Raw genomic sequence first — 26,585 nt, 5'->3', positions numbered from 1 at the left:
CACTGCACCTCCGATTCAAAGAGATTCGTCTTCATTCCTGCCGTTCAGTCGTATTACCTTCTGAGCCATTTCAGAGAAGACGTCATCGTGAGTAACTATTATTGATTGATCGAGTTCACCAAAGAGCTCTCTGAGAGAATGGGCAAGAAGTTCTTTTCTCTCTTTGTCGAGATTCGATGTCGGCTCATCGAAGACGGCAAATCTCGCTCCGCTGAGGACCCCCGTCATTGCGGCTCTCAGACAAAGAGAGACCAACACCTGCTCCCCACCGGAGAGATTTGAGAAACTTCTGACGCTACCGTCGCCGTATTCGGATGCTTTGACGGAAACTTCGTAATCTTCGTTCCATCTTATTGACTCTTCGGTCCCGGATATTCGTTGGTAGTCTAGGGTCGCCTTTCGCTCTATCGCGTCCCGAAATCCGGCGGTTATTCTCTCTCCGGTGAGATTGAGATTGTCTCTAATCATCTCTCCGAGTTTGATTTTTCTGGAAGTTTTTTCGCCGGCTCTCTTCTTGAGCTTCTTCTTTTCTTCCATCTCTGCGAAGTTCTTCAGATCTGCCCGCAGAGAGACTATGTCTCTGCCGATGGATATTGTTTCGTCTCGTTTGAGAGCATAACTTTCTTCGGCCTTTGTCTCATTTCTCTTCACTTCTTCTAGACGGCAATAATCGAAGCTCTTTTCAAGAGCAATAATCTCTTTTCTGAGGCCGGTCACTCCAGCCGCCTTCTTTCTGCATCTTTCGAGCGAGGCCCGGCAGAGGCCTGAGTACTCCTCGAGATAGCCCGCAAGAGTCACATGTTTGTTGAATCTTTCATAATCGTTTTTGTTAAGAACCATCGCTCTGCGAATCTCTTCAATCTCCGCTCTCAATCCGGGAAGCTTTCCAAGTTCCTCCGCAAATTCCTTAACAATGCTTTTCTGAGCATCGATTTCGGTCGACCGGGAAGCGAGTTCTTCCTCCGTCTTCTTCTTCAGTTCGTTGAGTGATTTGATCTTGCTCTTGACTTCTTCCAGACGCGAATCCCTTTCTTCAATCTGGTTCTTGAGCGTGGAAATGTGTTTCTTTTGAAGTTCGAGCTCTGTGGAGGCATTTCCAACCTCTTTTTCTACACTCTCGCTCATCTCGTCGATCTCTCCGGACTTTCCTGAAATCGTCGAGAGCTGAAGGAGGAAGCTCTTCGCTCTCTCTTCAAGGTCAAGCTTCTCTTTTTCTAGATCAGCCTTTTCCTTAAGTTTCTTATCTGTCTCTTCTATCGCTTTGAGGGCAAGAGCCCTCTCTTCCGCCAGTTTGCCTAGCCTCGACGGGCTCTCCTTCACTTCTGCAATCTTTTTCGAGAGCTCTCTTTCACCGGAGGCAAGCTCGTTTATAAGACCTTCGATGTATCCTTCATAATCACTTCTATTTTCGATGTTCTTGCATTTCTCATCCAGGAGCGGACAGATGCCAACGGCGAGAGAGCCTCTGTATTCTTCAAGCGCCTTTCTCCGGGAAGCCTTGCTGACACAGGCCTCGTTCAGTTTTTCAAGGAGAAGGACTTCCTGTTTCGCTCTTTCTATACTGCTATCGATTTTCGCCAGCCTTTCATTGAGTTCCTCAGAACCTTCCAGTTTTCCAAGGCTCCTTAAGAGATCCTCAAGCGCGGCCAGCCGTCGCTCAGGCTTCCTGTATTCTTCGAGGATTACCTTAAACGCCTCTTTTCTCGAAAGACACAGGTTGTAGGCTTCCCGCCTCTTGCCCGCCTCGAGTTCCGCCGCTTCCATCTCTCTTCTTAGCTCTTCTCGTTCCTTTTTCAGTTCCTCGAATTGCTTCTCGCTCTCTTCCAGTCTTTCCTCTGAATTCGAGAGCGCTCCGCTTGACCGGGCAACTTCCGTCTGCAGTTCAGCGATTCTCTTCTCAATGGCCGCCGAACGCTCGCCAAGGCCTTCCAGTCTTCTTTTTTCGGCGCTTAGAGCATTTTCTTTCTCCAGTAATCTCTCATAGAGATCGTGGCCGTCCCTGCTTTTGTCAACGATTTCTCTGGCCTCGACCGCCCTCTCTCTTTGCCTCAGATTGCCTTTCAGCGAAGCAGCTTCGTCCCTCAACGACTTCAGCTGCTGCTCAAACTGTCCTCTCTTCGAAGAGAGCTCTCCTTTGATTTCCTCGAGACGCAGTCTCTCTGCTTTGACTTTCTTGAGGGCATCTTCCAGAGACTTCAGTTCCTCTCTTGCCCTGGAGAGGTCCTCCGAGAGAGTCTTCACCCTCTCTTCAACTTCTGTCTTTCTCTCCAGTTGCTGCTCCATGAAGGCGATCTCTCTCTCAAGAGCTTCGTTCTCACTCCTCAGGTCGGTGAGATAACTGCGCATGAAATCCGTTGAGATCTTCCTGTAAAGGTCGACCTGAAAGACCCTGTTGAAATAGTCCCTTCTCGCAGCAGGACTGCCGAGAAACTGATCGGCGATTCTATTCTGAAAAGCTACTATCACGTTCTCGAATGTCTTCGAGATGTCTCCCTGAAGACCACAGATAATTCTGATTTTCTCTATCACGTTTTCCTTCCCGCGGGCAATGAGAAGTTCCCCCTGATGCAGCTCGTGACTTGAACCGGTGCCGAAGACTTTCTCGACCCTGTACTCCAGACCGTCGTCGGCCAGAAAAGCCACGGTAATTTTCGATCTTCTCTCGTTCCACTTGATTGCGTCTTCCTGTTTGTCGCGCAGTCCACCTCCGAAGAGGGCCAGTCCGATAGCTTCGATTATCGATGATTTCCCCGAGCCGTTTCTTCCAAGGATGAGGTTTATTCCCTTCTCGAAGGTTTCGGAATATCTGGAGTGGCTGCGGAAGTTCTCGAGATCTATCGAAGTAATCCTCAAGAGCCACCACCCACTATAGCTTCAAGAAGGGCATCGACGGATTCTTTGAACAGGTCATACCTTCCATCTTCCTGAGACTGCTTCATCTTTTCTATTGCGACCACAAGGTCCTCGCCTCTTGCTCCGAGCTCCTTCCACTCCCTGGAGCCGAGTATGACCTCTCGTTCGATGTCTCTCGCACTCATCAGTCTGTAGTCGTCGAGAGTGATCTCTCTATCCGTTCTCCTAACTCTAACAAAGGCCTTAAGGGCTCCGGAAGACTCTATCTCCCTCTCCAAACGCCCGGGATCTACGTAGAACTCTCCGCTTCCCGTTACCGTAACGAGTACTATGGCTCCTCTATGAATCTCATGTTCGTTGACAAATCCGTCAAGGTCGTCGCCCTCACCGGGAAAAACGGAGAATTCCTGTCTTTCCCTCTTGCGAGAGTCGTGAAAATCGGCTGTTCCGCTCTCCGTATCGAATACGTAAAATCCCTTTCTATCTCTCTCCCAGACGTCCCAGTATTCGAGCGATCCGGGCACGAAGAAGAACGGCTCTTCCAGAGGAAAAGCGAGTTGAGAATGCAGATGTCCGCCTCCGGCATAGATCACCTTCGACCTGAGAATCTTCAAGACTTCGGGTGACACAAGGCCGGGAATGAAGTTGTCGTTCCCGGGCGCGGTGTGGATAAGTATTATATTGTCTTTGCCCTCAAGAAAAGAAGAAGCTTTGAGGATCATCTCCTCTGCCATGAAGCCGGGATAGCCAAGTCCGAACACTTTGATACCTTCGATGCTGACGTTCGGAAAGACGATGTCCTTTTCGCCCTGAACCGGGCAGAGCAGCTCCAGATACTCTGTCTCATGGAGAAATCTCAGCCAGGACTCATTCGCGCTAAAGCTCTTGTCGTGGTTTCCCTCTATAGCCAGCACCCTGATACCGTTTTCTTTCAGTCTGGAGAGAATACTCTGCGTTCTGGCAAGAGTGTCGGGATTGATGTCTCTCTTGTCAAAGAGATCACCCGTTATGAAGAAGGCCTCCGGTTTGTTCTGAACGGCCCAATCAACTACATAGTCAAAGGCTGAAAAATAATCTTCGTATCTTGCAGACGAATAGGGGCTGTTCGGGGAGCCGATCGGTCTTCTCCCAAGGTGAATATCCGAGCAGTGAAGGAATCTCAATTCGATGGACTCACTTTCTGAATTCCAGAGGCGTTGCGGCGCCGGAAGCATCTCTGGTGAGTTTCAGGTCACCGGTCCTGACGGCAAAGAGCTCCGTCGTGTTGCACACTGTTCCTGCGAACAGGTGGCCGCCAACTGCGCTTCTCGAAGGCCCGGCTAACGCGACGTGAAGATGCGGGAATGGAAAATCGCCCTTCGACGATACATTTCCCGATATGTGAATGAGCTCATGTGGAACAGAGATCATCTCCTTTTCGTACTGCTTTTTGGACACGTTGTACCAGCCGATCTCGAAATCTCTCAGCATCCCTATTCCGCTGATAACAACAAGTGAATCCAGGTTGTTCTCCGTAAGTGTTTGAACTAGAGTGTGGATGAAATCCTCGCCATCCTCGAAGCGAAAGAATAGTACTCTCTCACCTTTTCCAAAAATCATCTCATCACCACCTGTATTACGATTTTACTACATCTGCCGCACCCCCACATTTGCTAACAGTTACAGTCGAAAGACATCCAGCAAGGGCTTTGATGTGAGATTTTCTTCACCCTGGTCTGATGATAGAATCGAATCGAATTGCATTCACTTTCTCCTGGAGGTTTCGTTATGTCTGGTCAACTGTTCTTCTTCATCGTTCTCATTTTCTGGGTCGGATTCGACGTCTATCTTTTCTTCTTTCACAACAGAGAGATCAGTGGAAAACTCCAGGAGAAACGATCGAAATATATTATGCTTGCTTTCGTTCTATCTGGCATGTTTGGAGCGGTGGCTGTCGACGGCAGCTCAAAGGAAGCGTTCATGATGCCGTTCCGTCCTCATAGATGGGTTGGGGTTGCATTGATGATCTTCGCGGTCGTGGTCCGTTTCCTCGTAGTCAAGCAGCTGGGCTCTTCCTTTGCAATCGATGTGGGGGCCCTTCCCGGTCAAGAGCTGAGAACGGATCGACTGTTCAGAGTAATCCGTCATCCTGCCTATGCCGCCGAGATAGCAGGCTTTCTGGGTCTTGCACTCGTCTTCGATTACCCGCTCAGTTCGATCCTTGCTTTCATACTCCCGACGACAGGCATACTTTACAGAATCGTCGTGGAGGAAAGAAATCTCGAATACATCTTCGGAGATGTTTATAGGGATTACTGCAAAAAGACGTGGCGGCTAATTCCTTACGTGTTTTAATCAATTAGGAGGTGAAGAATTTGAAATCATACAGGAAGGAACTTTTTTTCAACACCGCTACCAGGCGAGAGATAATCAACATTACTCCAGATGTCGAAAGAGCGCTCAAAGAAAGCGGAATCCAGGAAGGACTTCTGCTCGTGAACGCAATGCACATAACTGCAAGTGTGTTCATCAACGACAATGAATCCGGGCTTCATAATGACTTCGAAAAATGGCTGGAAAGGCTTGCGCCCGAGAAACCATACTCGCAGTACGAACACAACGGATTCGAGGACAATGCGGACGCCCACCTGAAGAGAACCGTTATGGGTAGGGAAGTAGTAGTAGCCGTTACTGAAGGAAGACTGGACTTTGGACCATGGGAGCAGATCTTCTACTATGAACTGGACGGTATGAGAAGAAAGCGAGTTCTGATAAAAATAATCGGCAATTAAGATTCGAATTGTAACGGTTTTCAGAGGCTTTGTCAGATATACCGGCCTAAACAGCTCCAGACAACCAGGGAGTCTCTTGTTTGCCTTTGCGAAGGTCTTTCTAAGATGTTATGGTAATAATAACACTTATTATGTATGGAGGTGCTATCAATGAGCATTGGAGAAGCATCACTAAACTCCCAATCGGTCGTTTTTCTCGACGGGGGTTTGGTTGATGTTACACCTTTTGCGAAGAGGGTTGGAATCAAACTGCCGGTAGTTATCACGGAGAATCTCTGGAATGAAATGGTTAAGACCGACGAGAATTCCAGGATGTACGGACAAAAAGAAGAGAAGCGGCTCGACAGCCTGCTTTCCACATTGAGCATGGAACTGCTTAAGGGAAGAGCGAAGGATCTCTCGTTCACTTTCCTGATCTGCAAAGACCCGAAAACAACCAGTTGCAGGCTTCTGAAAGCATGCTACAAGGAAAGAGATGACGGTAATCGGTTCATAAGGATTTCTTGTTACAACGAATCTAACTGACTCTGGAACAGGCACGAGCTTTTATTTACAATATCGACTTGTTCTGGAAAGAGTCGTTGAGCTATAATGAGCTAAACGAACGCGAGGTTTGCATATGAACAATAAGACTTACAGAGGAAAAAACAGAAAAGCTATGATGATGTACGGCAACGCCCTTGTTTCTTCGGGTGCTTAGCTGTACCTGAGAAAATAGAAGCGGGGCGTCTCAAAGGAGACGCCCTTTTTTTATATCAGGAGGGATTTGTATGAAGAAGTTTCTAGTGTTACTGGTTCTACTGGGAGTCGTATTTGCGTTCGGTACCACGAAGATCAGGATTGGCGCCACTCCAGTTCCCCACGCCGAGATTCTCGAGGTAATCAAGGCCGACCTATCCGAGCTGGGCTATGAGCTGGAAATCGTTGTGTTCAATGACTATGTGCTTCCAAACATCGCCCTTTCCACAGGGGAACTCGACGCGAATTACTTCCAGCACGTACCCTATCTGGAGTCCTTCACTTCACAAAGAGGAATTAAAGGGCTGGTCTCAGCAAAGGCCATTCACGTCGAACCAATGGGGTTCTTTCTCAAGAAACCTCTTTCAGAGCTCGCACCAGGTGATAAGATCGCGGTTCCGAACGATCCGACGAATGAAGGACGGGCACTGATTCTGCTTCACAACAACGGGCTTATTGAGCTCAAGGATCCTTCGAAGCTGGAATCCACAGTTCTGGACATCAAAGAGAACCCAAGGCAGTTGACCTTTGTTGAAATCGAGGCCGGGTTCATTCCAAGGGTCTACACAGAAGACAAGACCGTCGCCGGTGCCGTCATTAACACCAATTACGCTCTTACCATCAACCTAAATGCAGTCAAAGACTCGGAGTTCATTGAAGGTGGTGAATCTCCGTATGCAAACATAATCACAATTCGAGAAACTGACAAAGGCGAAGCATGGCTCGAAGCTCTCATCAGTGTGTTGACGTCGGAGAAGGTAAGAGACTTCATAAACGAAAAGTATGATGGTGCGGTAGTACCCGTCTTCTGAGGTTTGATGCTTTGATACTGAGCGTTGACAGACTTAACCTCTCTTTCGAAGACAAATCGGGAAGGAGAAAGATCCTCGATGATGTCAGCTTCTCTATCGAAGAGGGCGAGATTGTCGGAATCGTAGGGTTGTCGGGAGCAGGGAAAACCTCTCTGCTCCGCACCCTTAACCTACTCCAGCCGGTGGACAGCGGATCGATCATGTTCGACGGCCAAAACATAGTCGGGCTTAACGAAAGCAAAGTGAGGAGCATTAGAAAGAAGATAGGAGTGGTTTTCCAGAGCTACAACCTGTTTCGCTACAGAACCGTCTACCAGAACATCGCTTTCCCTCTGAAAATTCAGGGAATCGGCAGGGGCGAGATCAGGGAAAGAGTTATGAGTATCGTTTCGGAGCTCGGCCTGGATCACAGGCTGAGCGCCTACCCTTCGCAGCTCTCCGGCGGCGAACAGCAGAGAGCGGCGATCGCCCGCGCTCTCGTAATGGATCCAAAGCTGATTCTTCTCGACGAACCCACTTCCGCGCTCGACCCGAGGACTACAGGCAGACTTCTCGATCTCGTAGTGAATCTCAACGAAAGACGCAGTGTCACCTTCGCGGTCGTAACCCACGATATGGATGTCATTAAGAGAACCTGCGACAGAGTCGCGTATTTGCAGAATGGGAAGCTGCACTTCTTCGGACCTACGCACGAATTCTTCGTCAAGATTGAGAACAATGAAGTGAGTGACTTTGGAAGCCCTCTCGAGCTGGAAAGAAGCGTCCTTTCTGGGCAGAAGCGGCTCTTGAGAGTACTCTTCTGGGGAGAGCGTACCCACGAACCCGTTTTATGGGAGATAGCGAGGGAGTTCGATATAATGATCAACATTCTGTACGGGAAGATCGAAGAACTGAAGAACGGGCCCTTCGGAACATTGATCATCGCGATTGATGGGCATAAACAGGATCTGTTCATAGAGAAACTTAGGGACTCCGTCTTCTTTCTCGAGGAGGTCCGGTGATGTTCTCACAAATACTTAAGGCGACGCTCGAAACTCTATACATGCTTCTTCTCTCCGGTTTCCTGGCAACTGTTTTCGGTATTCCGCTAGGCGTAGGTCTTTACCTCTGTTCAAGATCGCGAAGGTTGAAGACTCTCTATGCGCTGCTCGATCTGCTGGTAAATATCTTCAGATCAATACCTTTCATTATTCTCGTGTTGCTTCTGATTCCCGTTACGAAAAACGTAATGGGGACGATAATCGGGCCGAATGCCGCAATCTTCAATCTGACTATTGCAGCTATACCTTTCATGGCGAGGCTTTCGGAGAATTCTTTCAATGCCGTGCCTTCGGGAATAATCGATTCGTCAAACTCAATGGGATTGAACAAGTGGCAGATGGTCACAAAGGTTCTGATACCGGAAACACTGCCCGATCAGATAGGCAACATAACCGTACTCTTGATCAATCTCGTAACCTACACCGCCATAGCGGGGGCAGTCGGGGCCGGAGGTCTCGGTCAGCTGGCGATCAACTATGGTTACTACCGGTTTCAGTGGGACGTAGTTCTCTACGCTGTGATCGTTCTCGTGGCGATCAGTCAGCTTCTTCAGTTCACTGGAGGAAAACTGGCGAAGGGATTGCGAAAATAACTTTGGAAACAAGGTTTTTCGGAAGCGTCTCGGAAGTGAATCATTTTGACTTTCGTCGTCGAAGCCAGAATGTTGTAAACTGGTACCGGGCAAAACAAGTTGATTGGAATACAGGTTTGCCCATAAGGGTGAAGCACTATGAAAAGACTGCCGGTCGACATCGATATGTTGGTCAATTTGATGGATACTGACCAGAGAGAGTACGATGCGATTTCGTATCTAGATACGGAGACAGGAAAGATCATCTTCTATCAAGAAGATTGTTTTCCGGACGAACTAGTAAACTGCGAGGTTGAAAGAGAAGAGATAACTGAAGACCTTCTGAAGTACTCCTGGATGAGAATCGAAGATTTGTACACTTATTATGACTTGTTTTGCGGCGATGAATCGGAAAGATTCGAGGATATACCGTGGATTACTCCAGGAGAAAAATTCGCACTGATCGAAGAGTTCATTTACACAAGAGTGGAAGAAAGCGTCAGGGATGAAGTCTATTACGATATTTCGGGAAGAGGTGCATTCTCTAAGTTCCGCACATTTCTCGAACATCACGGAGAATACAAGGACGCATGGTTCAAATTCGAAAGTGAGAACTTGACAAGGATTGCTGTTGAGTGGCTCAACTCGATAGGAATCGATCCGATCGATACTTCTGAACAGTGATCTCGGTCTTCTCTTTGAAGTAAATCTCGCGGAGATTCGTCTGTATAAGAAAGACTGCCCGGGCCTTTTCTTTTGTCGGTTCACATAATTATCCATGAGTCTGGGAGTCATGTGCCATTAATACGCTGGTTCTTGCGTGAATGCTATGGTTCGCTCCTGATGGTCCTGATTTTAAGTCCTCCCTTGAGGGAAGAAAGCCACGGAGTGGCGGAGGGTATCTCTGAAGGAACGAGTGCAAGATCGAGAGAACGAGAAGACGCTTTGAACTTGAGATGAAGCTTCGCTTCGAGAAGGGTGGTATTCGAGACTGCCAAGAGTGGTGAGAAAAGCAGATCTGAATGTTGTCACTGCAGGTTGACAGATCTAAAGAGGCGAAAAACGATGCGAGACGCGCTTCAAAGATCACACACCCCACCGCAAGCGGTCCCCCCCGCTCAAGCGGGGATTTAGGATCATGATCGGAAGAGCGGTTCATTCTGCACTTCGTGTCGAGGTACTTAGCTAGGAAACGCGAGATGATGAAAGAGCGTGAGACGGATGAGATGAGATCCAGTTTGAGCAATCGAGAGGGGATTTAGGATCATGATCGGAAGAGCGGTTCATTCGGCACTTCGTGTCGAGGTTCTTAGCTAGGAAACTCGAGATGATGAAAGAGCGTGAGACGGATGAGATGAGATCCAGTTTGAGCGCTAGAGCGGGGATTTAAGATCAAGAGGGTAGAGATGCTTGAAACCGTGATTATTGATGATGGTTACCGATTCTGGAACTGAGGAACGAGATGACTGAGATCCATTGAAGATGATGTCAGTAATTATGAGGGTTCACAGGAGGATCAGAGCGTGAAGAACACTGGAGTGTCGCTGGAAGAAGGTAGTTCAAAGCAGTTGACGTTTAGGAGCCTGGTAATAGGGGCGCTCGGGTCGATAATTATCACTACCAGTTCAATGTACGTCGCCTTGAGAATGGGGGCTCTTCCCTGGCCGACCATTTTTGTTGCAGTAATGTCGCTGGCAATACTCAAGGCCTTGGGCAGGACTAACCTGAACGAGATAAACGTTACGCACACTGCAATGTCTTCCGGAGCAATGGTGGCTGGCGGTCTGGCCTTTACGGTTCCGGGCATCTGGATTCTTGAGGCTTCCTCAGAGGTAAGTTTCCTGTCACTGCTAGTCGTTACATTGTCAGGCACTATTCTGGGAGTTGTATTCACTGGAATGATTAGACGTTATTTCATCGAGAAGGAGAAGCTGCCTTTTCCCATGGGTTTAGCTTCCTACGAGACAGTTGTTGCCGGTGACAAAGGGGGGAAGAAGGCAAAGTACCTCTTTTCCACCATGGGGGCCGCTGCCGTATTTGTCGCAGTAAGGGACGGGCTGGGATGGATACCCTCTGCGTGGTCTTCGGTCCGGCTGTATTCAAGAAACATCTTCTTTGGAATGTGGATATCCCCTATGGCCGTTGGCATAGGTTACATAATCGGACCGCTCTTCACAGGAGTGTGGTTCCTTGGAGCTGTTATAAGCTACTTCTTCTTGATCCCCGTTGGAGTTGCGGTCGGATGGTTCGCTGATGTCGGCTCTGCGACGGCTTTCAAAGATAGTCTCGGGATCGGACTGATGGTCGGCACCGGTGTTGGGATACTGCTCAAGGGAATCTTGCCGCGGGCAAGAGAGATCTACCTTCCCGTAAAGAGCAGCGGGAAGGGATCGCGAATGAAGACGCTTCGCTGGATACCTCTGGTTTTTGCGGCCATCGCTCTCTTCCTCACAACTTTGACGGAAATGACTCTTGTCTCTTCTCTACTTACAATAGTTGGCGTATGGCTTACGACGGCCATGGCCGCCTCGATAACCGGACAGTCGGGCATCAATCCTATGGAGATATTTGGCATCATCATTCTTATTGCCGTGAAGTCAGTCGCCAGTCTCGGCACAATCGAAGCGTTCTTGGTGGCGGGAGTAGTGGCAGTTGCTTGCGGTCTTGCTGGCGATGTACTGAACGATTTCAAATCCGGCTACCTTTTGAAGACCAACCCCAGGGCTCAGATCGTCGCCGAGACGGTCGGCGGAGTAATTGGCGCAGTAGTCTCGGTAATCGTTCTCTTTATTATGTTCAGAGCCTATGGTACAATGGGCCCGGGAACGGAACTCCCCGCGCCACAAGCGTACGCCGTTTCCACCATGGTCGGTGGTCTCCCAAATACTCCGGCCTTTTTCTTCGGCTTGATGATTGGGATCATAATCTATCTTATGAAACTACCGGGGATGACGCTTGGAATTGGCATGTACCTCCCTATGGAGATATCTACCGCCGCATTCGTTGGAGGCGTTATTAGCTTAATTGTCGGCAAGATCAAGCCAAAATCGAAGGAGACCGGAATGATAGTGTCGTCGGGACTTCTCGGAGGCGAAGGTATAACGGGAGTAGTTTTGGCAATAATCAGGGTTCTAACAGTTAGCTAATAGAATAGAGGAGTTGTTTTGAAACACATTCACGCAGTGGGCAGAGTCCCTTTCAATCGCGTTCACATTTCTCTAAAATGGTTATTGCTCGGCGCCGTTGTCGGGGTAGCGGCCTTCTTCATCGTCAGTCTTTCAATGGAGAGGATCGAGTCACCTCACTTCTCTGCTCAGCTGTCCGCGGCTCGACTAATGGCCTCTTCCATAGCTGAACTTTCAGCTTTCCGGGAGTCGCTGGGCATAGAAATCGACCCATCCGTCGACCCTAATTTGACAGGGCTTATTGGACCGGAATTCACGGAGTTGACAACTACTCTAGGAAATCTGCAGGCGAAGAGAACCTCGACCAATCCGGACTTCGCGGCTCTCCTGGTGAAGTACTTCAAAGAACTCAATCTCAAGAGAGGCGATCCCGTAGCTATAGGAGCGAGCGGTTCTTTCCCCTCGCTTCTTCTAGCCACTCTCTGCGCCTGCGAAGTTTTGGAACTTGAACCCCTTGTGATCTATTCGATTGGCGCTTCAGAGCACGGCGCCACACATCCGGAATTCACCTTTGTTACGATGCTGGAAAGACTTGTAGAGGTAGGGCTGCTTAAAGACAGCCTGATCGCAGTCTCTCTGGGCGGTAATTACGATACGGCAAGTGGAATGTTTTTCCCGAAAGCTCGTGAACTGATGACGGAGATTGCTTTATCCAGCGGAAAGACCTTTATATATGAAGAGTCTCTTCAAGCAAGCATTGAAAAGAGACTTGAGCTCTATCTTGAAGAGTCGGCCGGACTGCCTTCTGTCTTCGTCAATATCGGGGGAGCAAGCACAAACTTCGGCAACAGCCATCTAGCTCTCAGCCTGGATAACGGTGTTTTGACTTCGTTCTCTTCGATCCCTAAAGGAGATGAAAGGGGACTGATTTTCGAGTTTGCGGAGCTCGGTGTGCCCGTGATTCATCTGCTGAACATCAGAGATCTCGCGATGGAGAATGGGATTCCGATCGACCCCGTTCCTCTTCCGGAGCCTGGAACCAGCGGAGTATATTTTGTCGATAGCTACTCGTTGCCTCTGACTTTGACCTTTCTATTCCTTATGATCCTCTGCGTTGTTGCGGGAAAGGTGATTAAGAAATGACAAACTGGCTGCTGGCTCTGGTCGCATTGTCTATCCTTCTGCTCTTTCTCGTCATTGAGAATATTCTCTCGAGAAAGAGAAGAAAACGGTTGAAAATCGCAGTCCAAGTGAACGGAACCAGAGGTAAGAGCGAGACAGTAAGACTAATTCACGCGGCCCTAAAAGCAAACGGCTTCAGCGTACTGGGAAAGACGACGGGAACCGTTCCTCTATGGATAACCCCCGACGGGAGACACGTCGAAGTGGTTCGTCGCGGCCCTGCAAACATACAAGAGCAATTCCTCGCATTGAAGAAGTCGGAGAGGGACGGCTGCAATGCTTTGGTCGTGGAATGCATGGCTATTAAGCCCGAGATGCAGCTTTCAAGCATGAGAATAGTCGAAGCAGACATTACCGTCATCACGAACGCTTATCCGGATCATATCGAAGAGATTGGAGCCGACGAAATCGAGACGGCCAAAGTGCTTTCTCTATCTATTACTCCAGGCGGAATTTGCGTTCTGGGAAACGTTTCGTCTGACGCATTGGAATCTGTAGAAAAACACTGTTCTAGAATGAATACTAGATTGGTTACTGTCATCCCGAAAGGAGAGGACACGGCCGGATTCAAATTCGAGCCAAATGAGGAAAACCTTTCTATCGCACTGAAGGTTGTAGAACTAATTGGTCTGGACAGAGAAAAGGCGCTTGAGGGAATGAGAGAGGCGCTGCCTGATGTGGGGACATTCAGGTATCTGCATCTCGGCGACGGGATAAATGATACCGTCCTGGCAAATGCGTTCGCGGCCAATGACATTCGGTCCACTTCTCTGCTTCTGAAAAAGGCAAGACAGGATTTTCCCGATAGACCACTCGTCGGATTCTTCAACTCCAGAGACGATAGGCCGGACAGAGCTCTCGTCTTCGAAGAAATGATTAGAGAGTTCGACAGGATAATAGTCAGAGGACCCGTTCCTCAACGAATACTGAAGAACAAGAACGTAGAAAAGCTGAAAGACCCGAGCCGGCTCGATTTGCTTCTTGAAGGGCACGAGCTCGTTTTCGGATTCGGAAATATACGCGGCCTTGTCCAGTGGCTGAGCGGGTTGGAGGAGATTCGATGAGTCCTGCATTGTTCTCGATTGGAATCGTCATAAGTACTGTATTCTGGTGGGTGACAGGGTTGTCGGCTGGAGGGCTTGTAACACCGGTCTACCTGTTCATCTTCATTGAACAGCCTTTGAGGCTGCTGTATACATGGGGTGTCGGTCTGGTCACATTCCTGATTCTGAACCTTCTCCAGAGATATCTGATTCTCTACGGAAGAAAGAGACTCGCAATAGGAATTCTTCTCGGAGTCGTCGTCAAGCTTTCCCTCGACACCTTTCTTATGCCCAATCTCCCGGTAGAACTGTTCTCAACCGTAATTGGAACCGTCGTTCCAGGGCTGATCGCGAATGACTTTTACAGGCAAGGAGTAGTGAAGACCTCTCTTTCGCTTATCTTCGTCACAGTGGTTGTCTGGTTGACAAACATACTGATAAAATCGATCATGCTTGTCTAAGAGTTCCCGCTAGCCGAAGAGCACGAGTCTTAACACAAGATAAAGGTTGGAAATGCCGAGAGATATAATTGCCGAAGGGAACCCGATCTTCATGAAGTCGAGGAAACTGTGCCTGTTTCCATACTCCTTGTTTACCATCTCAAAACACATCACATTCGCAAGATGACCGGTCACAGTTCCGTTTCCCCCGAGGTTTGCCCCAAGAGCAAGAGCAATCCATAGATCGTACTGAAGAGGGTAGTGAACGGAAAGCTGCGCCACGATAGGAATGAAGATCGTAACAACCGGAATGGCTCCAGTAACCATCGCTATCATTCCGCTTACCCAGAGAATAAGCATAGAGAGAACGGCCGGGTTGCTCGAAAGATTCAAAGCCAGTGCGGAAAGCTCTCCCGTTATTCCCGTGCTTTCAAGAGAGTGTGCAAGCGAGAAAAGTCCAATGAAGAAGAGAATCGCGTTCCAGTCCACTTCGGTAGCAACCGATTCGAAATTCTTTCCCGTATAGAGAAGCAAGAATGAAGCTCCAAGCACTGCGAATAGCGACATTTCTATGTCAACGATACTGTGCATGATAAATCCGATGACCACAACTACCACTGTTCCGAGGCTGACATACATCAATCTCTTATTGGTTATGACTCCATCGAGTCTTAACCCCTGAATCTCTTCCTTTTTTCCAGATATTGACGAGAGACCCTTCAGAATCTTGAATCTGGAGATCATCATCAGGGTGACATAGGTCAATAAGAGCGGAGCAAGCACAAGACCGCTGAAAGTCATGAAAGGAATCTTGGAGGCGTTACCAATAATGATGTTTGGAGGATCGCCTACCAGAGTCATACAGCCGCCGATGTTTGAAGCCAGAATCATCACCGCCGTGAACCCGAAGGGGTTGAATCCCGCAGTATCTGCAACGAAGAAGATTATCGGCATGAACATTATCATTGTAGTGACATTGTCCAGAACCATAGAGAAGAGAGCGATTAGCGCCGAAAAGAGCCCCGACAGCAGAAGAATGTTCCCCTTCGTTGCTCTGAGAGTACGGACCGCCACATATTGAAAGAACCCGGTAGATTTGAGCACGCCGACTATCACCATCATTCCTATGAGAAGAAATATGGCGTTGAAGTCGACAAACTCAGATATTGTCTCTATTCTCATTGTCTCAGAGACTTTGAGCACCACCAGCAACATACCTGCCGTAAAGGCAATCAGCACTCTCCGTCTTTTCGAAAGGACAATCAGAGTGAAAGTCAATATGAAATAGATTACAATGAATATTCTGTCCACAAGTCTCATTCTATCCCAAAATGCTTAACAAATGAAGAGGGCGATATGCATCACAAATAATCTACTTGAAAAGGGGAACGTTGCATCAAAAATGAAACTACTCGAAAGGTAAGGATGAAGGGGATAATCTTCGCGAATGCCAAGTTGAAAGAGGTAGGGGCGAAGATGAAGAGAATAGACATGACTGGATTGATTGAGAAACACTCAGAGAAGTACAGGAAGGCTGGAAAGAAGGAGAAGAGTAGAATCCTTGACGAATTTATTGAATTAACTAAGTACAACCGGAGCTATGCATCACTAAAACTTAGGAGAGGTTATTCTAAGAAGAACAAGAGAAGCAAATTCACAAGGAGTCGCGGAAGAAAGAAGAAATATGATTTCGAAGTATTGAGAAAACTAAAGGACGGAAGCACCTGCGGTCCCTGCCGAAGCGGCTAAACGACAACTGTCAGGCCGCAGGCATATGTATCGTGCTTTTGATAAGCGCTCTTGCATAATATCGTCGAAAAGCGACCGACGAAATGACACTGCTGTTCCGGCCGGACTGAAATGACGTAAGTACCGCTTCGCGATCTGGAATCCAGAAGGCCGTCCATCTTCAGTTCGTTATATGCTTTCACAACAACGCTCCTGTTCAGCCTGAGCAACTTCGAAAGCTCTCGCTCGGAAGGAAGTCTTGTGCCCAAGAAATCTCCCCCCCTCATTATCGCTGTTCTCAACTGATCTATCAGCTGCTTGAACAAAGGGACTCCAGAGCCTCTTTCGACGACGATTTTCAGCCCAAGCATGGATTCACCTCCTCAAACAGATTATACTTCGACACTAGCAATTGACCATACCATTAAGCCGTCAATAAAACATGCCGTTTATCTTCCATCGATCTGTTTCTCTTCTAAAATGACTCAGCTGAATAACATGGTCAAAGACTTCAATGCAAAGCGGATCGCTCCAATTGCCAGGATCCGACTGCCATTGTTCTGATGGCAGACATATAGCTTGAATATGCGAAAGCGATAGATTGGCAGAAATCGAGGCGAGGGATTCTCGGTATTCTATAAGAAATATTCAATTAGGGAGGAACAAATGAAAAGAAACGATGCTAAGGAGAAAAGAAAGCGTGGCGGGAAATTAACTATCTCTTGAACTACACTAGATCATCTTTTCGGAACCGGCCAGGACGAGACCCGCCTTTTCCTTGATACGACTACTGTTTTTGTACAGCCATTTGAAGACATTCTTTGCGAAGCGCGCTTCTTCAGTCAATTCTTTCGCAGTGAAGTAATGAATCTGGATGATCGAAATAGCAGAAAGAAGATAGACAAAACTCTCCCTCTCGCTCGAGGAAAGAGTGTTTTCTGAGGAGTATCCTTCAAGCAAGTACGGAAGCAAATAGAGGAAAAGCGATGGAGAACCCATCTTCAGAAACTCGGCGAAGACGCTATGAACTAGATAGGCAAGATCTAGCACTTTCACTTCTCGAGTCGCACAATCAAAATCTACTATCCCCGAGACCTTCCCCTCGTGGATGATTATGTTCCCTGGATGGTAGTCGCCATGGATGATCTGGACCGGCAGTCTATAATATATCTTGTAGAAATCGGTGAAGAATTCCTCAACACTTTCGAGTTCCATTTCTAAGTCCCCTGCACTGAAGTACCGCAGGGCAGCTGTCAGCGACTTCAGCAGATTCGTTCTTTCAAGCTGATCGTCGTCGATTTCTTCTAGAGCTTTGTGGAGCCTTCCAGTGAAAATGCCAAGCTCAACCGCCAACTCCGGAGTGGCATGAGAGATGTCGGAGTCGGCCTTTTCTCCTTCTATGTAAGAAAACAATGAGTAAACGTACTTGCCGATTGTTATTTCAAACTCGCCGTTGCGGGCATAAACGGGAGCCGAAACAGGAACTCCGGTACCGACAAGATTCGCCAGAAGATCACAACGACAAGATCCGGCAGGAACACTCGCGGCCCTTCTCTTCAACACATACAAACGACTACCTGAGCTGACTACCGAAGCTCTGCCATTCAATGCTCTCTCAAACCTGATCTTTTCCTTAAACCCCCAGAACCTGGTAATCCGGGAGAAGGGAATTCTAGACATATATAACCACCCCGGATATTCAAACAAAATCATTATACAACATTTCGATCCGATAACTCTCTCTTGAGTAGATTTAATTATGATGCATTACGTCATGCCTCCGAATCACTCTTCGCCGCTGAAATTCTCTTCCTAACTTTGTGGGCCATCGTTGTTCCCAAAACCAGCAGAACCGTGACTACACCTGCCCAGAAGAAGGCGCTCCCTGCGCCGGCTCGGTCCGCGATCGATCCGACAAACATGTTTCCGAGCGGCGTTGAGCCTGCGAATACGAGAGAGTAAACGCTCATAACTCTTCCTCTATACTCGTTATCGGAGTGAATTTGCATGAGGCTGTTTGCAGTTGTAGTAAAGAAGATGTTCGCGAACCCCATACTCCCGATCAGCAAAGCCGAAAGCAAGTACGAACTATTGAATCCCATAATGATGAAAAGAGAAGAAGTTATGAATGGGACAACAAAAAGCCTTACTCTCTTCGGCCCTCTGGAACTCCCCCCAGCTACAATCAAAGCTCCAAGCAACGACCCGACTCCCAAAGAAGACATCAAAAGTCCATATCCCTGAGCATCGAGACCGAGTTGATTTCTTGCAAAGACAGGAATCAAAACGCTGTAATTCATGCCGAACGTACTGACGATTGCGAGAATCAAAGTGGTGGTAGTCAGTATCGGACTCTTGAAAAGATAGATTAGGCCTTCTTTGATGTCAGGTATCACAGTCCCCTTTGGTCTCTTCTTTACGACCGGCGCTACGTCAATTTTGAACAGACCGACTATCACAGCTATGAAAGTGACTCCATTTATGAGGAAGCACCAACCCGCACCGACAAGAGCCATTACTACCCCCGCCAAGGCCGGTCCTACGATTCTTCCAAGATTTATGACCGTTGAGTTCAGCGCAACTGCATTAAGAACCACATCACGACCCACCAATTCGATCATGAAAGATTGTCTTGCTGGAATGTCGAGTGTCTTGACCATTCCGAGACCAAACGCCAGAAGGAAGATGTGCCAGTATTGAACTGTATTCGTGAAGACAAGAATCGCAAGTATAAATGCCAGGACCATCGAGGCTATCTGAGTTAAGATTACGATGCTCCTCTTGGGGAAACGATCTACGAAGACCCCCGCAGGTAGTGACAGAATGAGTACCGGCGTGAATTGCGCAACACCGAGAAGACCCAACAGGAAAGGGGAATCCGTTATCGTCAAGACGAGCCATGACTGAGCGGCTGTCTGCATCCATGTTCCCATGACGGATATCAGTTGACCTACCCAGAAATATCTGAAGTTCCTTACTTTGAGTGCCGGAAAAGTCTTTTCCATTCTAGAGAAGAACAAATCATGTAAACTGTTAGCCAAACGAATCATCTCCGTGGCTATTGTACTATATTTCCCGGGGTTATAATTGAAGTGTAGTCAATAGACTTCTTTTCTTTTTCTTTTTCTTTGCGATATGGTAGTTATAATTGAAGTGTAGTCAATAGACTTCAGATACTATAATTGAAGAGAGAGTACTGAGAATGGAAGACTGTGCCAAGAGTGAAAGCCCGTAGGTTCTTAACCACCAAGAAGCGAAGGAAGGAGGCAAATCAAATGGATAATGTCGCTACACGCGTTCTTCGAAAAGCTGAGATGGAAAAAGAACTTCAACAGCTACTCAGTGCAGAGGCCGGGATCAAATCAGATTCATATCTTCTCACTTTCTACTTTCCAATGGAGAATCTCAAAAGGAGCGATGCGGAAAAACATTTGAAGTCAAATATCCTAGATTGTCTGAGGAAGGACGAGAAGATAACCGGTATGGGGAAAATTCATCAGAAGGTTGTTGAAGCAGTCCTTACCAAACTCGGAAACATCGATGATTTGGGGAGGGGATTGGCTATTTTTATCGAGTTCCACACAGGCGAAGATGTAAAAAACGATAAAGCAATCGAAGGTGTCAAAATCATCCCGCTTCATAGAAAGCCCGAGAAGGAGATTTACGTAGGTAAGACATTCGATCTTGATCAACTGATATGGCTTTCAAGCTCATCTGCGGAGGCCCTTGTTGTCTCGCTGGAGAGGGAAAAATCAACATACTATCTAATGGAAGGAAGAAAACTCTCTCTTATTAAGAGCGTCGAAAATGAGTTCATTCGAGAAAAAGAACAGGAGTATCTGGAGGGGTACTCTCCCTCGCCTTCATCGGGAGCGATGTATCACGGGAACGCTTCGGAAAAAGTTAGCAAGGCAAAGGAAGAAGAGAACAGGAGGTTCCTTCAGAAGAACGCCTCATTGATAAAGAACGACGAAGAGATTCCAAAAGACGTCGAATACCTCGTCTTCTTTCACTCTTCTTCGTTCAGTGAAAGCATTGAAAAGTTCCAGAAGGAAGCGAAACACCTTATTCCAGAAGCATATCCAATCTTCGTTCAAAAGACACTCAATCTGGAGAGGCAACTTCAGGAAGAAGTCGACAAACTGATAGATAGCGAAAGCAGGAGACTTCGAAAGGAATTTCTGGAGATGGCCCGGGAGAATTTCGACAAGTATGTCGAAGGTTGGACGGAAGTCTCTAAAGCAGCAAATGACAGAAGGATCGACACGCTTTTCATTAATCCTCTTGAGAGAAAAAGAGGTTATGTTCTTGACAGAGAGCTAGTATATACGCATGCCGTAAAGGAAAGCAGAGAAGTTAGAAATTTGGGCCCCTGGATCGTGCGAAGCGTAATAAACAACGACGGAAAAGTCGTGGTGGTTGATAAGGAACTCCTTCAAAGTGAGATCGCTGCAAGACTGCGATTCTGACATAAGACTCTTAGGAGGTGTGTAAGTGAAACAGCTCGCAGTATTCGTTCTGATTATTGGTCTGGCCGCAGGTCTTATGGCAACCCACTTCTCAGTGGGAATGGGCTTTGTTCTCAATCAGGACAGACAGACAAAGGAATTTGATCTTCAGTTCTTCGGGAGGGCTCAGGTAGGCTGGATGTTGTTTAACAAACCCGTCTTAGGCATTATTGCAGATGTTCCAGTCTTTGGATTCGGCTTTGAGGAAATGGAACTCTATTCTCTTGACCCCATGCAAGCCCTCATAGGACTTTACGCCGAACTGGGACTCGAAGATCTCGCGCCTTCTCTTCCGCCTGTCTTCTTCAAGGCAACGGTGATGACTGAACTGTCCAGCGTCCTTGCCGCTCGAGACATAAAGTATCTTCCGCTAGTCTCTCATGTCGGAGTAGGCTACGACATCAGCGACTTCAGTCTTGAGTTGGCAACTTCAATCATAAATGTGGGATTCAATCTCGGAGGGCAGCTCGCAAGACACTCGACCTTCTTCCCCCACTTTCATCTGGCAGGAAGATACAATTTCGATTTCTAGTGAGACGGGCCCTACGGCCCGTCTTCGTTCGCTACGAGCTGAAAGGTCGCGGATCCGAGGTTAGAATTAGCAGGAAAAGAGTTTTTGAAGCAGTAGTAAGGGTAAGTTCTTGATAGATGGAAATCTTGAGGAGCGAAAGTGTCGTCCGAGGTACGAGATCGGGAACACAACTGAACCTGTCTTTCTCCCTTGACTCTGTTCCGAGATTTCATCCATGGTTTTTAGAACCCTAAACGGCTCCCGGACAAAGCGTTGGGAGTTTGAAAGTCAGCTTAAAACTCTCACATCTGGTATCATGCGCCAAGCTCTACACCCGCATCCCGATCTTGTCTGCTTTAGAAGTTACACCAGGAAGCCTGCCTGATACGTTCCTGTCCGGGGCTTTTACAGTTCACCGCTATGCGCTTGATCAATTATCCTGCTGTTCATCCTTTATCAACTGAAGCGAGTAAAGCTTCTTGTATTCGGAACTGGTCTTTAAAAGCTCGCTGTGAGTTCCGCTTGCAACTATAACCCCATTACTGATTAACGCCACTCTGTCGCTCAATAGAACAGTTGATAATCTATGAGCAACCATCAGCACGATTATGCCTTCAGATTTTAGACTTACAAGAGTATTCTGAATTATTTCTTCAGTCTTTGAATCGATATTTGACGTGATCTCATCAAGAATCAGTAGTTGTGGTTTCGAGACCAACGCTCTGGCCAGCGCGACCAACTGTCTCTCACCACCAGAAAGCTGAACATCTGCAACCAATGTGTCGAGTCCATTCTCGAATCTTCTCAACAATACGTCAAGGTTTGTTCTTTCGAAGATGTTTTCCAAACCGGCTTCAGAAATCGATCTACCCAGGGTAATGTTTTCCAGGAGAGTACATCTTTCAAACAAAGTTGGTGTCTGCTCCACAAAGCCGATATATGGTCTGAGTAATGCCGAATTCGATACCGGATCGCCATTTATGTATATGGTTCCCGACTGGGGTTTTTGTAGTCCCATAAGGATATTCAGAGTAGTGGTTTTGCCGGCGCCGCTCTCACCTACCAGCGTCGTAATTTCCCCTTTCCTCAGTTCAAGAGACAGGCCTTTCAGAATTTGCTTCTTGCCGTAGCCAAACTCAATGTTCTCTAAAGAAATGCTCCGAACATCTTCTAACTTAGGACTACTATCACTCATTTCTTCTTCAGGACCTTCCAGTACCTCGATTGTTCTCAGGAGCCCTCCCCAGCTTTGTCTTAGAAGAATGTTCACCTGCATGAGGAGCTGAATAGGGTTGAACAATGATTGAACATAAGCCCAGAAAGTAATCAGAATTCCTACGGTAATCTCACCCTTCATTACCAGGTAACCACCATAGGCAAGCAGTGAAAAGGAGATAAGTCCGTTTATCGACGTCTTGAGTGTGCCGGCGATCTTTATTGCCTTTATGAACCTCTTGCCCGCATAAACATGGTCTCCCTGAAAACGATCGAAGAAATTCATGACCCAGGCAAATGGCATGGCGATTCTGATCAGTTTCATATTATCGATTATGTTACTTGTGACTCCTGCCAGTTCGCCGAATTTCTCCCTCTCTACTTTGCTCCTTTTCTCCACCATAATATTGAAGAACATTATCACAAGAAAGGAAAACACGATGAAGCCGAGGGGCAAAAGAGTCAGTTTCCAGTTGAAAGAAAACATGATAGCTAGAATCGCCGATATCTGAACGACTCCCAATAACAGTATCGGAAATACCTGCGCTATAACGGTTCCTACAAGTTCCAGATCAGATATTAGTCTCGATACGAGCTCACCGGTTTTATTCTTGTGGAAATAGTCGAAAGGAAGAACAAACATCTTCTCTAACAATTGCTTTCGCAGGTCCGATTTTGCCATGAGGGCCGTGGTTTCAAAAACCACCTCGCCAAAATAGGTAAAGATCAAGCTTCCAAACCAGAGCCCGACGACAAGCAAAACGTACTTTAAGAGAAGATCCATGTTGTCAGAAGGGATAACAACATCTATTAGCAGTCTTATCAAGAGCGGGAAGACAACTGCAAGAGCAATCATCACTCCGACCAGAACTGCAGCCAGCAATTCCCGTTTCCAATAGACTTTGAACAGCTTGAAGACAAACCTGCGAACTATCTTCTTTTCATTCTCCATATTTCTCCCCCCCACCGGGCTGTCTTTTCACAGGCCATTCGAGGATATCTCCTTCTTTTCCGCTTATTCTTGAACACCGGGGATCTGGTGAATCGTACGAATTATAGTAAGAAAAGGCTAGAGCTCTGCAACCTCCATTACATTGAGCAAACTTTACACAATCAAGACACTCTGAGATTTCGCGATTCGTTCTAAATGCATCAGCTTGTTTAGAGAACCAAATCTCTTCTATTGAGTTACGGAATACATTTCCATAACTGAAACGTGCCCTGTCAAGACCTTCTACAACATCACACAGTAGAACCTCCCCGTCTGCACCAATCTGCATTGCGAGTTTAGCACCACCACAACTGAGTGAACTAGTATATCTGTGCACCCCAAAGACAATCTCTGGCTTATTGCCATACTTTGATCTGAACGCTTCCACAACCTCCAATGCACTTTCAATCTGATCTCTGTTAGGGATCTCATTGATTCTGGCTCTTCCAGAAGGCATCAGAGTCACTATTCTAATCTCGCTTACTCCCAAAAATGGGAGGTTTTCTAATAAATAGGGCAACTCTTCCAGATTCCGCCTTGATAGAGTTATTCTTGCTCGTGTAGAGACATTTGCACTCTTGCAGTATATGAACGATTCAATTGCGCTATTGAAGGCGTGTTTAGGTAATCCAACAATTTCCGACCACACCTCAGGATGCCACGCGTCAATACTTATCTGAATGTTCCTAATACCAGCAACAACAAGCTCATCAACTTTCTTCTTGCTCAGTAACAATCCCTTGGTAGAGAGCTCATAGGTTATTCGGCAACTTTCAAGATAACTTACTATTTCTGATAACCCTGAATGGGCAATCGGATCACCGCCTCCCAAACTTACATACTCTACCTTTCCGAGTTTTCTAGCATCTTCAATGATCGATATTACCTTCGCCGTAGGAAGGTAGAAAGCTTCGTTTTCGCTTCCAAAAGCTCCATAACAATATTCGCAATTGTAAGGACAGTAATTGGTTAATGCAAAGCCTATGCTGCTTATCCTTGCAGGAACAACTGGACAACTTTCATCTGCAGGAATGAAAACAAATTCATGCCAATCCTCCATAGTTGATAGCCTCTTCTCTAAAGCCATAGGCAGCATAACAAGGACATGCAATTCATGCAGTTTTTCAGCAAGCCTTGTTATATCATTTAGAATTGTTCTAGAATCTACTTTGTAAAGCTCAGACAAGAGGATGGCGATTTTGCTCATACTTCTAGTGCCATCACATAATGAAAGGAAGATAGCGTCGGTTTGTGTAACATAAAGTGCAACAGTTTTTCCAATGAACTTCAGTATTCCGCCTTTGTTAGTTTTTATCAAGTCAATTCCTGGAGAACGAAATGGAAAGCCTTCTTGTAAACTCATGCTCCTACCTCCTTGGTTTGACCTAACTAAACTGGACAATTGCCAAAATGGACAGGGCAGATAGCAATATCAACAAATTACCACGTTATTCCGCAGATGACAATAGCATCTCGACAGAAGCTGCAAGAGACAATTTCAGGAAAATCACTTGACAACATGTAATATCCCAAAAGCATAAAACCACTCCTTTATCAGAACAATCAGAACACTTATGGTCTGCTAGATGCAGCTACCAAATTATTCCACAAATGACAATCGCGCTCTCACAAAAAGAGCACAAAGACAGGTTCACTAAGTCAGTACTGATCTCATAGTACCCACTGAGCATCCTAACACCTCCATTTCTTTGTCAATAACAAACTCCTTCCACAATGTACACAAAGCACGAATTTGCCCTGTCCAACCAATTGCGGTTTAACATGTTTAACATGTTTGCAGAATCCACTTTATATTGTAGCATACTTGACTTATATTATGACTATAAACTACATTAGTGTTACATTATGCAATATCATGTGCTGAACACTACGAATGAGCTCAATATCTTGAGAGGTTATAGAGCTTGTGAAAATTGTGAGCATGTTTGCAGATTTTTGGCCGGATTTCGAAGCAAGCTGGAAGTGCCTCACCCTTTAGCTTGGAAAGGATTTCACACTGTTTACCAGACAGTTCACTTCTCTTGGAGAATTCACTCATATCCAAAGAGAAATAATCCAGTACATTCTCTCCAGTCCGTTTCTCATTCTCTTCCAACTTATCCCGTTCAGCGAGCTCCTCATTACACATAAGTCAGGGAGTTAAATACCGCCAATATACTGGTTCTTACGCGAGCTTGTTTTTGATGATTTTGAGTACTCCATTACGTGAGGAGGGCCATGCAGCGAGGAGGGTGTTAGTCTTTGTTTACGAGAAAAGGCAACGATCTGAAATAGTTCCACAAGAAAGGTTGTTCGATGCCCGTTCTTGGTTGCTGGAAGGAACATACATATGGATTACTGACCAAATAACGTGAAGAGTGAATCTCGGGAAGAGACATTTGCACTCCAAGATGCTCAAAACAAGAGAGGGATTTTGGAGCGAGATCCCGTGCAGAGGCATCATCGGATGACAGTATTAAGAAATTCTGGAAGCGTCCCTATTCGTCATGCTGACCTCGATTCTTTGAAGAGAATAACCGAGAAAGAGCTTTGTCGAGGGCTTCGCTATGCTCAAGAGAAAACGAGAGAAAAGGCGGTCACCTTCGGATGCCAGTTCCGCTTCGCGAACGAGAAGAGTTGGAAGTTGACTGTTCCAAGTTGCAAGAATAAATGACGAGGTTCGGGGTTGGTGTGTGCCAAGAAGGCGAAGAAGGAAACTTCAAGCCATGCTTAATCGAAGATGAGGGAGGGCCCCTCGAAGCCGCCATGCAGGTGGAGGCTTCAAACCACCGTAAGCTGCTGTGGTAAAGAGCCATGGTAGTGAACGTTACGGGAAAAGGCGGGACAGCGATCCCGTCAGGTGAGTACCAGAGGAGACGAATACAAGTGAACCACCGTGAACGTGTCGTAAGGACCTGTAGTGTCATCTAAACCGGGAAACCTGGTTATCCCGGGATAAGTCTGGAGGAAACCTGCTTACTGTCCAGATGGTGACCGGAATATAGGTGGCGTGACCCTGGTACAGGCTTCGATTAGGAACTTGGGAACCTGGATGT

Annotated in this window: 23 protein-coding genes; 14 read left to right on the top strand and 9 right to left on the bottom strand. The window is 47.0% G+C overall.

The window, feature by feature from the left end; all coding sequences use genetic code 11:
- Nucleotides 1-15: 15 nt before the first annotated feature.
- From V512_RS06650 to V512_RS06640, 3 genes are read right to left on the bottom strand one after another with little or no spacing between them, the layout of a single operon-like run.
- Complete coding sequence (locus tag V512_RS06650; protein ID WP_099829673.1) at nucleotides 16-2,853, bottom strand: SMC family ATPase; 2,838 nt, start codon at nucleotides 2,851-2,853, stop codon at nucleotides 16-18.
- The gene (locus V512_RS06645; protein WP_099829672.1) at nucleotides 2,850-4,016 is read right to left on the bottom strand and encodes an exonuclease SbcCD subunit D; all 1,167 of its coding nucleotides are present in this window, start codon (nucleotides 4,014-4,016) and stop codon (nucleotides 2,850-2,852) included. The genes V512_RS06650 and V512_RS06645 overlap by 4 nt, the downstream gene beginning before the upstream one ends.
- 10 nt (nucleotides 4,017-4,026) lie before the next feature.
- The gene (locus tag V512_RS06640) at nucleotides 4,027-4,452 is read right to left on the bottom strand and encodes a PPC domain-containing DNA-binding protein (protein ID WP_099829671.1); all 426 of its coding nucleotides are present in this window, start codon (nucleotides 4,450-4,452) and stop codon (nucleotides 4,027-4,029) included.
- Nucleotides 4,453-4,620: 168 nt separating this feature from the next.
- Between V512_RS06640 and V512_RS06635 the strand changes: the two genes are divergently transcribed.
- The 11 genes from V512_RS06635 (at nucleotide 4,621) to V512_RS06585 (ending at nucleotide 14,597) form a co-directional block, all read left to right on the top strand.
- Nucleotides 4,621-5,187: an isoprenylcysteine carboxylmethyltransferase family protein gene (locus tag V512_RS06635; protein ID WP_099829670.1), complete on the top strand. Its 567-nt coding sequence runs from the start codon at nucleotides 4,621-4,623 to the stop codon at nucleotides 5,185-5,187.
- A gap of 20 nt (nucleotides 5,188-5,207) precedes the next feature.
- The gene (locus V512_RS06630) at nucleotides 5,208-5,624 is read left to right on the top strand and encodes a secondary thiamine-phosphate synthase enzyme YjbQ (protein WP_099829669.1); all 417 of its coding nucleotides are present in this window, start codon (nucleotides 5,208-5,210) and stop codon (nucleotides 5,622-5,624) included.
- A gap of 150 nt (nucleotides 5,625-5,774) precedes the next feature.
- Nucleotides 5,775-6,149: a hypothetical protein gene (locus tag V512_RS06625; protein ID WP_099829668.1), complete on the top strand. Its 375-nt coding sequence runs from the start codon at nucleotides 5,775-5,777 to the stop codon at nucleotides 6,147-6,149.
- 245 nt (nucleotides 6,150-6,394) lie between these two features.
- On the top strand, nucleotides 6,395-7,174 hold the full coding sequence (locus tag V512_RS06620; protein ID WP_099829667.1) for a MetQ/NlpA family ABC transporter substrate-binding protein: 780 nt from the start codon (nucleotides 6,395-6,397) through the stop codon (nucleotides 7,172-7,174).
- Nucleotides 7,175-7,185: 11 nt separating this feature from the next.
- Entirely contained in the window at nucleotides 7,186-8,175 is a 990-nt protein-coding gene (locus tag V512_RS06615) for a methionine ABC transporter ATP-binding protein (protein ID WP_099829666.1), read from the top strand.
- On the top strand, nucleotides 8,175-8,807 hold the full coding sequence (locus V512_RS06610; protein ID WP_099829665.1) for a methionine ABC transporter permease: 633 nt from the start codon (nucleotides 8,175-8,177) through the stop codon (nucleotides 8,805-8,807). The genes V512_RS06615 and V512_RS06610 overlap by 1 nt, the downstream gene beginning before the upstream one ends.
- A 138-nt stretch (nucleotides 8,808-8,945) precedes the next feature.
- Nucleotides 8,946-9,470 carry a UPF0158 family protein gene (locus V512_RS06605; protein WP_099829664.1) on the top strand — a complete coding sequence of 175 codons (525 nt, stop codon included), beginning with the start codon at nucleotides 8,946-8,948 and terminating at the stop codon, nucleotides 9,468-9,470.
- Nucleotides 9,471-10,309: 839 nt separating this feature from the next.
- Nucleotides 10,310-11,932 (top strand): OPT/YSL family transporter, encoded by a 1,623-nt coding sequence (locus V512_RS06600; protein ID WP_099829663.1) that lies wholly within the window; start codon nucleotides 10,310-10,312, stop codon nucleotides 11,930-11,932.
- An 18-nt stretch (nucleotides 11,933-11,950) separates the two neighbouring features.
- The gene (gene pgsW, locus V512_RS06595; protein WP_099829662.1) at nucleotides 11,951-13,054 is read left to right on the top strand and encodes a poly-gamma-glutamate system protein; all 1,104 of its coding nucleotides are present in this window, start codon (nucleotides 11,951-11,953) and stop codon (nucleotides 13,052-13,054) included.
- The gene (gene pgsB / locus V512_RS06590) at nucleotides 13,051-14,157 is read left to right on the top strand and encodes a poly-gamma-glutamate synthase PgsB (RefSeq protein WP_099829661.1); all 1,107 of its coding nucleotides are present in this window, start codon (nucleotides 13,051-13,053) and stop codon (nucleotides 14,155-14,157) included. Before pgsW ends, pgsB begins: the two co-directional genes overlap by 4 nt.
- Nucleotides 14,154-14,597, top strand: coding sequence for a poly-gamma-glutamate biosynthesis protein PgsC/CapC (locus V512_RS06585; RefSeq protein WP_099829660.1), 444 nt, complete (start codon nucleotides 14,154-14,156; stop codon nucleotides 14,595-14,597). Before pgsB ends, V512_RS06585 begins: the two co-directional genes overlap by 4 nt.
- A gap of 9 nt (nucleotides 14,598-14,606) precedes the next feature.
- On the opposite strand, the gene V512_RS06580 is transcribed toward V512_RS06585, so the two are convergent.
- The gene (locus V512_RS06580) at nucleotides 14,607-15,896 is read right to left on the bottom strand and encodes an SLC13 family permease (protein ID WP_099829659.1); all 1,290 of its coding nucleotides are present in this window, start codon (nucleotides 15,894-15,896) and stop codon (nucleotides 14,607-14,609) included.
- 105 nt (nucleotides 15,897-16,001) lie between these two features.
- On the opposite strand from V512_RS06580, the gene V512_RS06575 reads away from it, so the two are divergent.
- On the top strand, nucleotides 16,002-16,325 hold the full coding sequence (locus tag V512_RS06575; RefSeq protein ID WP_099829658.1) for a hypothetical protein: 324 nt from the start codon (nucleotides 16,002-16,004) through the stop codon (nucleotides 16,323-16,325).
- Here V512_RS06575 and V512_RS06570 read toward each other — a convergent pair.
- The 3 genes from V512_RS06570 to V512_RS06560 form a co-directional block, all read right to left on the bottom strand.
- The gene (locus tag V512_RS06570) at nucleotides 16,322-16,675 is read right to left on the bottom strand and encodes a GntR family transcriptional regulator (protein ID WP_099829657.1); all 354 of its coding nucleotides are present in this window, start codon (nucleotides 16,673-16,675) and stop codon (nucleotides 16,322-16,324) included. The genes V512_RS06575 and V512_RS06570 overlap by 4 nt on opposite strands.
- A gap of 361 nt (nucleotides 16,676-17,036) precedes the next feature.
- Nucleotides 17,037-17,984, bottom strand: a complete 948-nt coding sequence (locus V512_RS06565; RefSeq protein ID WP_243392291.1) for a phosphotransferase — start codon at nucleotides 17,982-17,984, stop codon at nucleotides 17,037-17,039.
- A gap of 92 nt (nucleotides 17,985-18,076) precedes the next feature.
- Nucleotides 18,077-19,345 (bottom strand): MFS transporter, encoded by a 1,269-nt coding sequence (locus V512_RS06560; RefSeq protein WP_099829655.1) that lies wholly within the window; start codon nucleotides 19,343-19,345, stop codon nucleotides 18,077-18,079.
- A gap of 234 nt (nucleotides 19,346-19,579) precedes the next feature.
- Between V512_RS06560 and V512_RS06555 the strand changes: the two genes are divergently transcribed.
- Nucleotides 19,580-20,773, top strand: a complete 1,194-nt coding sequence (locus V512_RS06555; protein WP_099829654.1) for a hypothetical protein — start codon at nucleotides 19,580-19,582, stop codon at nucleotides 20,771-20,773.
- Nucleotides 20,774-20,798: 25 nt separating this feature from the next.
- Complete coding sequence (locus V512_RS06550) at nucleotides 20,799-21,344, top strand: hypothetical protein (RefSeq protein WP_099829653.1); 546 nt, start codon at nucleotides 20,799-20,801, stop codon at nucleotides 21,342-21,344.
- Nucleotides 21,345-21,753: 409 nt separating this feature from the next.
- Here V512_RS06550 and V512_RS06545 read toward each other — a convergent pair whose 3' ends face one another.
- Both V512_RS06545 and V512_RS06540 read right to left on the bottom strand, forming a co-directional pair.
- Nucleotides 21,754-23,490, bottom strand: a complete 1,737-nt coding sequence (locus tag V512_RS06545) for an ABC transporter ATP-binding protein (RefSeq protein WP_099829652.1) — start codon at nucleotides 23,488-23,490, stop codon at nucleotides 21,754-21,756.
- Nucleotides 23,480-24,892 (bottom strand): radical SAM protein, encoded by a 1,413-nt coding sequence (locus tag V512_RS06540; RefSeq protein ID WP_099829651.1) that lies wholly within the window; start codon nucleotides 24,890-24,892, stop codon nucleotides 23,480-23,482. The genes V512_RS06545 and V512_RS06540 overlap by 11 nt, the downstream gene beginning before the upstream one ends.
- Nucleotides 24,893-26,585 lie beyond the last annotated feature (1,693 nt).

Origin of the sequence: Mesotoga sp. Brook.08.105.5.1, assembly GCF_002752635.1 — a bacterium.
Lineage (GTDB): Bacteria > Thermotogota > Thermotogae > Petrotogales > Kosmotogaceae > Mesotoga.
The sequence above is the reverse complement of the archived record's forward strand: the minus strand, read 5'-3'. Positions and strand labels throughout refer to the sequence as shown.